The following is a 7,028-nucleotide window of genomic DNA, read 5'->3' on the forward strand; positions in this document are numbered from 1 at the left end:
TGTCGCCCGCCCCTCACAGTTGACCAGTCCCCGGCCCGCCGCGCGGCGGTTTTACCGAACCTCAGCCCTGGAGCAGGACCAGATCGTCACGGTGGATGACCTCGCGCTCGTACGCGGGTCCGAGTTCCCGGGCAAGCTCGCGGGTGGAGCGGCCGAGGAGCTGCGGCAGTTCCTTGGCGTCGAAGTTGACCAGGCCGCGCGCCACCGCCCGTCCCGAGGTGTCGCGCAGTTCCACCGGGTCGCCCGCCGTGAACTCGCCCTCGACCGCCGCGATGCCCGCCGCGAGGAGCGAGCTGCCGCGCTCGGTGACCGCGCGTACCGCGCCGTCGTCGAGTACGAGGTGCCCCTGGGGGGTGGAGGCGTGCTGGAGCCACAGCAGCCGGTCCGCCGAGCGGCGGCCCGTCGCGTGGAAGTGCGTGCCGGTGGCGCGCCCGGCCAGCGCGTCGGCGGCCTGGCTCGCGGAGGTGAGCACCACCGGGATCCCGGCGGCGGCCGCGATCCGCGCCGCCTCGACCTTGGTGACCATGCCGCCGGTGCCCACGCCCGCCTTGCCCGCGCTGCCGATGGAGACGTGCGCGATGTCCTGGGGGCCGCGGACCTCGTCGATGCGGGTGGTGCCGGGCTGCGAGGGGTCGCCGTCGTAGAGGCCGTCCACGTCGGAGAGGAGGACGAGGAGGTCCGCGCGGACGAGGTGGGCGACCAGGGCGGCCAGGCGGTCGTTGTCGCCGAAGCGGATCTCGTCGGTGGCGACGGTGTCGTTCTCGTTCACGACGGGCAGCGCGCCCATGGCGAGGAGCTGGTCCAGGGTGCGGTACGCGTTGCGGTAGTGGGCGCGGCGGCTGGTGTCGTCGGTGGTGAGCAGCACCTGGCCGACGCGGACGCCGTACCGGGCGAAGGAGGCGGTGTAGCGGGCGACGAGCAGTCCCTGGCCGACGCTGGCGGCGGCCTGCTGGCGGGCCAGGTCCTTGGGGCGGCGGCGCAGGCCCAGGGGGGACAGCCCGGCGGCGATGGCTCCGCTGGAGACGAGGACGATCTCCTTCTCCCCGCCGCTGCGGGCCTTGGCCAGGACGTCGACCAGCGCGTCCACCCGGTCGGCGTCGAGGCCGCCGGCCGCGGTCGTCAGGGAGGAGGAGCCGACCTTGACCACGATCCTGCGGGCGTCCACGACACCTTGCCTAGCCGCTGACACGTCTTACCCCTTGCCCCTTGCCGGAATGCCTGCCGTCTCAATCTACGGGGTGGGCCGCGGCGGCCGCCCGGGGGTTTCAGCCCCTGGACGACCCCGCCTCCGCGGGCTGCGGCTCCTCGGCCCGGGCGGCGGCGCGGGGGACGAGGATCTTGCGCGAGAGCAGGAAGGTGAAGGGGATGGCCACGACCGCCGCGACCAGCGGGGCGATCGTGGTGTCCATCCCGGCCCAGGTCACCAGCGCGTAGAGGCCGACCGACTGGATCACGTAGTTCGTGACGTTCGTCAGCGGGAAGAGGAGGAACTTCTTCCAGGTCGGCCGGGTCCGGTAGGTGAAGTAGGTGTTCATGAAGAAGGAGCCGACCATCGCCAGTACGAAGGCGAGCGAGTAGGCGGCGAAGTACGGCATCCACGGGTGCAGGAGCAGGTAGATGCCGAAGAAGGTGGCGGTGTTGACGCCGCCCACGAGGGCGAAGCGGAAGATCTGGCCCAGCTGTTCTCTACGGCTCATCGCGCGCTGCGCTCCACGATCGTCGCGTCCGCCGGCCGCTCGGTCCGCGCCGTCTCCGGGAGGGCGTCCGCGCCGTGTGCTTCCTTCACCAGGAAGTGCGGCCGGCGCTTGGTCTCGTAGTAGATGCGGCCGATGTACTCGCCGATCAGGCCCAGCATGATCATCTGAACGCCGCCGATGCCGGCGATCAGCGCCACGATGGTGACGTAGCCGGGCGACTCGACGCCGTTGGTCATCGCCTCGATCGTGATCCACAGGGCGTACAGGCCGGTCAGGGCGACCAGCGACACGCCGAGCCAGATCCCGATGCGCAGCGGCCGGTTGTTGAAGGAGATCAGGCCGTCCATGGCGTAGTTCAGCAGCGAGGCGAACTTCCACTTCGTCTCGCCGGCCTCGCGCTGGGCGTTGCGGTAGTCGAAGTGGACGGTGTCGAAGCCGATCCAGGAGAACAGGCCCTTGGAGAAGCGGTTGTACTCCGGCAGCGACAGCAGCGCGTCCACGGCCGGGCGCGACAGGAGGCGGAAGTCGCCGACCCCGTCGGTGAGTTCGACGTCGACCCAGCGGTTCACGCCGCGGTAGTAGAGGCGGCTGAGCGCGGAGCGGACCTTCTTGTCGCCCTCGCGCGTGCGGCGGGCGATGATCTGGTCGTGGCCCTGCCGGTGGTAGTCGAGCATGGTCGCGATGAGCTCCGGCGGGTGCTGGAGGTCCGCGTCCATGATCACCACGGCGTCGCCGGTGGCCTCGCGGAGGCCCGCGAGCATGCCGGCCTCCTTGCCGAAGTTGCGGCTGAAGGACACGTACCGCGTCCGCTCGCCGTGCTTCGAGGCGATCTTGCGGAGCTTGCCGAGGGTGCCGTCGCGGCTCCCGTCGTCGACGTAGCAGACCTCGTACTCGACGGGGAGGGCGTCCAGAACCCTGCGGATCTCCACGTCGAAGCTGTCGATGACGGCTTCTTCGTTGTAGCAAGGGACAACTACGGACAGCTTCGTCATGAACACTTCCTGCTGGGTCCGAACGGGTGATTATCGGGGACCGGACCCGCCACTCACCTCTTCCTTAGAAGTATGCACGCCGACGGTCGGCCTGCCTGAGTCGAGTGCGGCACACGGTAGCTTTGACGGGTTGAGCGAGATAAGCGGAATGAAGCGAAGGGATCGAGGTGCACGTGCCTGACGTCTCCGTGGTCGTCATCGTCTACAACGACGCAGAGCGTCTGTCGACAGCAGTCCAGTCGGTTTTGGACCAGACCCTGCACGGGGTCGAGGTCGTGATCGTCGACGACTGCAGCAAGGACCGCTCGTACGCGGTCGCCCAGGAACTGGAGGCCGCGCACCCGGGGAGAGTGCGCGCGTTCCGGCTGCCGGAGAACAGCGGCGGCTGCGGTGCCCCCCGCAACCACGGCATCCAGCAGGCCACCGGCACCTACGTCATGTTCCTGGACAGCGACGACGTGCTGGAGCGCAACGCCTGCCGGAACATGCTGGACGCCGCCGAGCGCACCGGCTCCGACCTGGTTTCGGGCATGTGCGTGCGCGTGCACCTCGACAACCGGTGGGGCAAGACCACCGAGTGGTACCCGTGGATCTACTCGCGCACGCGCACTCTGGAGTCGATCACCGAGTTCCCCGACCTGCTGGTCTACGACACCCTCTCCACGAACAAGTGCTACCGGCGCGCGTTCCTGCTGGAGCAGGGCCTGGAGTTCCCGGTCGGGATCCACTACGAGGACCTGCTGTTCTCCGCGCAGGCGTACGTCGCCGCCCGCCGCATCACGCTGATCCCGAACCACGTCTACTTCTGGAACGTGATCGAGAAGGCCGCGTCGAAGTCGATCAGCAACCGGCGCCACGAGATCGCGAACTTCGTCCACCGGATGGAGATCCACCGCCGCGTCGACCAGCTGCTCGCCGCCAAGGGCCACACGGACATCAAGTCCGCGAAGGACGCCAAGTTCCTCAAGCACGACCTGGTGCTGCACCTGCGCGACCTGCCGCTGCTGAGCGACGAGTACCGCCAGGAATTCGCCCGCCTCGCCAACGGCTACCTCGCCGGGATCGATCCGGCCGCGTACGAGAACGTCACGTACCTCCAGGCGATCTGCGCCTACCTCCTCGGCAAGGAGGACTGGGACAACCTGCTCCCGGCCGCCGACGCGATGACCAACAAGGGCCGGCTCTCCTCTCCGCTCGCGGAGCGCGACGGCCGCGTCTACTGGTGCGCGCGGCACATCGACGGCCCGGACGGCGCCGAGGCCCGCCGGATACTGGACGTCACGGAGCAGGGCTTCCACACCACCCCGCTCGGCTCCCTCCAGCTCGGCAACCGCCTCACCTCCTACGAGGACGACGGGCGCGGCACCGTCACGCTGTCCGGCGCCGTCGTCAATCCGCTCGGCCGGATCCCGGCCGACGCGGAGCTGAAGGCCTCCCTGGAGTTCCGGGCCCGCCGGCAGATCGGCGTGCGCTCGTTCAGCTTCCCGGTGGCAACCGTGCGCCACGCCGGTGACACGATCGAGTGGACCGGTACGGCCGACATCGCCTCGACCGTCCGCCCGCTCGGCATCATCGACGCCGTCTGGGACGTCCGGCTGAAGCTGACCGCCGGCGGCGACCGGGTGACCACCCGCGTATCGGTCGGCGGTGTCGACCTGGAGTCGGCGGCCCGGCTGCGCGTGCGGCCCCGGCTGACCCGCCTCGTCTCCGACCGCTTCGAGCCGGAGATGACCAAGAAGGGCAACCTCTCCTACGTCCTGACCGCCGAGGGGCCCGCCGCCGTCCGCACCCAGAGCCTGCTCAACAACGCCATACAGGGCAAGACGGCCAACGTGGTCAAGCGGGGCCTGCGCAAGGCCCTGCGGGCCCGCAGGAACATGGGCTCCGGCGAGCAGAAGGTGAAGATCTACCACGAGGTCTTCTCGAAGCTGCCGGTCAAGAAGGGCACGGTCGTCTTCGAGAGCCACATGGGCAAGCAGTACAGCGACAGCCCGAAGGCGATCTACGAGGAGATGGTGCGCCAGGGCGTGCCCTTCGAGGCGATCTGGTCGTACGCGGGCGCCAAGCCCACCGGCTTCCCGAAGGAGGCCACCCTGGTGCGGCGCTGGGGCTGGGCCTACCTGCGCGCGCTCGCCCAGGCCGAGTTCTGGGTCGACAACCAGGGCTTCCCGCTGGCCCTCGCCAAGCGCCCGGGGACCACGTACATCCAGACCTGGCACGGCTCGGCGCTCAAGCGGATGGGCTTCCACGAGCCCCGCACCAAGGCGCAGGGCCGCGCGGGCCAGGACCGCTTCCAGGCTGCCGTCGACCGCTTCGACCACTTCCTGATCCGCTCCGAGCACGACACCCGGACCCTCGCCAAGGGCTTCAGGCTGCGCGACGAGGTGCTGCTGCGCACGGGCTACCCGCGCAACGACGCCCTGGTCGAGGCCCACCGGAGCGAGTCCCAGAGCGGCGAGCGGGTCCGCGGCCCGCTGGCGGCCGAGCTCGGCATCGACCCGGAGAAGAAGGTGCTGCTCTACGCGCCGACCTTCCGGGCCGGCGCGGACGGCTCGGTCGAGGGCTTCACCTTCCCCTTCGACGTGGAGGAGTTCGCGGACCGGCTCGGCGACCGCTTCACGCTGCTGGTGCGGACCCACTACCTCAACAGCGTCTCGCTGCCGCCGTCGGTCGAGGGCCGCGTCATCGACGTGTCCCGGCACCACGACATCACCCCGCTGCTGGCCCTCGCCGACGGACTGATCACCGACTACTCGTCCGTGATGTTCGACTACGCGGTCATGGACCGGCCGATGCTGTTCTTCGCGTACGACTACGACAAGTACGCCACCGACATCCGCGGCACCTACTTCGACCTGAAGGAGAAGGCCCCGGGCCCGGTGGTGGCCACGGCGGACGAGCTGCTCCAGGCGGTCTCCGCCTTCGAGGAGGCGGACGCCAAGTACGCGGAGGCCCGCCAGCGGTTCCTCGCCGAGTTCGGCGAGTACGACCGCGGGGACGCGGCCCGCCAGATCGTCGAGAAGTTCTTCACCAGGAGCGGCAAGTGAGCCAGCAGACCGCCACCCCGGGCGGCCGTGACATCTTCATCGTCTCCAACAACGTCGACGAGCTCGGCGGCGTGACCACCTGGTCGCACCAGATGGCCCGGCTGTTCACCGAGCGCGGGCACCGGGTGCACATCGTCGGCATCGCCCCGGTCGCCGACGAGATCCGGCAGCAGCTGCCGCAGGACCTGCCGTACGACGTGACCACCCTCTACGACGCCCACCCGCCGGCGGCCCGCCGGCTGCGCGGCATCAAGGGCCGGCTGAACGCGCCCGAGCGGCGCCGCCAGGCGGCCCGGCGGGCCGCGATGCGCGCCAAGGCGGAGACGCTGAGCGAGCTGCTGCGCGCCGCCCGCCCGGGCGGCGTGGTGATCGTCACCCAGGTCTGGGCGATGGAGTGGGTGGCGCTCGCCGACACCAAGGGGCTCAGCGTCATCGGCATGAGCCACGAGTCCTTCGAGGCCAGCCAGAAGTCCACCCGCGGCGATCGGGTCCGCCGCCACTACTCCGAGGTCGACCGGCTGCTGGTGCTGACCGCCGAGGACGCGGACCTGTGGATCCGGGCGGGCATGGAGAACGTCGGGAGCATGCCGAACCCGCTGCCCTTCATGCCGGACTCCCCCGCCCCGCGCACCGAGAAGGTCGTGGCGAGCGTCGGTCGCCTCGCCTTCGAGAAGGGCGTCGACCTGCTGCTCGACGCCTGGGCGGACGCGGTCCCGCACCACCCCGACTGGGTCCTGCGGATCTACGGGGCGGGCCTGGAGGAGGCGTCGCTGCGGGCGCACTGCACCTCGCTGGGGCTGGACGACTCCGTGGAGTGGATGGGCAGCACCGGCGACGTTCTGGGCGCGCTGCGCGGGGCCTCGGTCTTCGCTCAGGCCTCCCGGGCCGAGGGGTTCCCGATCACGCTCCTCGAGGCGATGGCGGCGGGCGTGCCGGTGGCCGCCTTCGACTGCGCGCCGGGCGTACGGGAGATCGTGACGCACGGCGAGGACGGGCTGCTGGCCCGGCTGGGCAACACGATGGAGCTCGCCGGGCACCTGGACGCCCTCATGTCGGACCGTGAGCTGCGGGACCGGCTCGGCGACACCGCCTTCCGGTCGGTGCAGCGGTTCTCCAGCGCCGAGATCACCGACCGGTGGGAGCGACTGTTCTCCTTCCTGGAGCGCTGACCGCCCGGAATCCCGTACGTACGAAGCCGCCCGCCCCGGATGATCCGGGGGGGGGGGCGTCCTTCGTACGGGATCCGGGTAAGGGCAGGCCCGGTGGGCCTCCTTGTTCGCGTCCCGGCGGGC

5 protein-coding genes are annotated in these 7,028 nt (G+C 70.4%); 2 read left to right on the forward strand and 3 right to left on the reverse strand.

Annotated elements, in window-relative coordinates:
• Positions 1-61: 61 nt before the first annotated feature.
• The 3 genes from proB to ACFWBN_RS20045 form a co-directional block, all read right to left on the reverse strand.
• On the reverse strand, positions 62-1,189 hold the full coding sequence (gene proB / locus ACFWBN_RS20035; protein WP_385178208.1) for a glutamate 5-kinase: 1,128 nt from the start codon (positions 1,187-1,189) through the stop codon (positions 62-64).
• A gap of 76 nt (positions 1,190-1,265) precedes the next feature.
• Positions 1,266-1,697, reverse strand: a complete 432-nt coding sequence (locus ACFWBN_RS20040; protein WP_385178209.1) for a GtrA family protein — start codon at positions 1,695-1,697, stop codon at positions 1,266-1,268.
• Positions 1,694-2,689, reverse strand: coding sequence for a glycosyltransferase family 2 protein (locus ACFWBN_RS20045; RefSeq protein WP_385178210.1), 996 nt, complete (start codon positions 2,687-2,689; stop codon positions 1,694-1,696). The genes ACFWBN_RS20040 and ACFWBN_RS20045 overlap by 4 nt, the downstream gene beginning before the upstream one ends.
• Positions 2,690-2,856: 167 nt before the next feature.
• Here ACFWBN_RS20045 and ACFWBN_RS20050 point away from each other — a divergent pair, with 167 nt between their 5' ends.
• Both ACFWBN_RS20050 and ACFWBN_RS20055 read left to right on the forward strand, forming a co-directional pair.
• On the forward strand, positions 2,857-5,736 hold the full coding sequence (locus ACFWBN_RS20050) for a CDP-glycerol glycerophosphotransferase family protein (protein ID WP_385178211.1): 2,880 nt from the start codon (positions 2,857-2,859) through the stop codon (positions 5,734-5,736).
• Positions 5,733-6,905, forward strand: coding sequence for a glycosyltransferase (locus ACFWBN_RS20055; RefSeq protein WP_385178212.1), 1,173 nt, complete (start codon positions 5,733-5,735; stop codon positions 6,903-6,905). The genes ACFWBN_RS20050 and ACFWBN_RS20055 overlap by 4 nt, the downstream gene beginning before the upstream one ends.
• Positions 6,906-7,028 lie beyond the last annotated feature (123 nt).

It is taken from the genome of Streptomyces sp. NPDC059989 (assembly GCF_042736975.1).
GTDB lineage: Bacteria > Actinomycetota > Actinomycetes > Streptomycetales > Streptomycetaceae > Streptomyces.

Excerpts from the sequence above, each read along its gene's own strand:
- ACFWBN_RS20040 (WP_385178209.1), bottom strand. The coding sequence starts at position 1,697 with ATGAGCCGTAGAGAACAGCTGGGCCAGATCTTCCGCTTCGCCCTCGTG.
- ACFWBN_RS20045 (WP_385178210.1), bottom strand. The coding sequence starts at position 2,689 with ATGACGAAGCTGTCCGTAGTTGTCCCTTGCTACAACGAAGAAGCCGTC.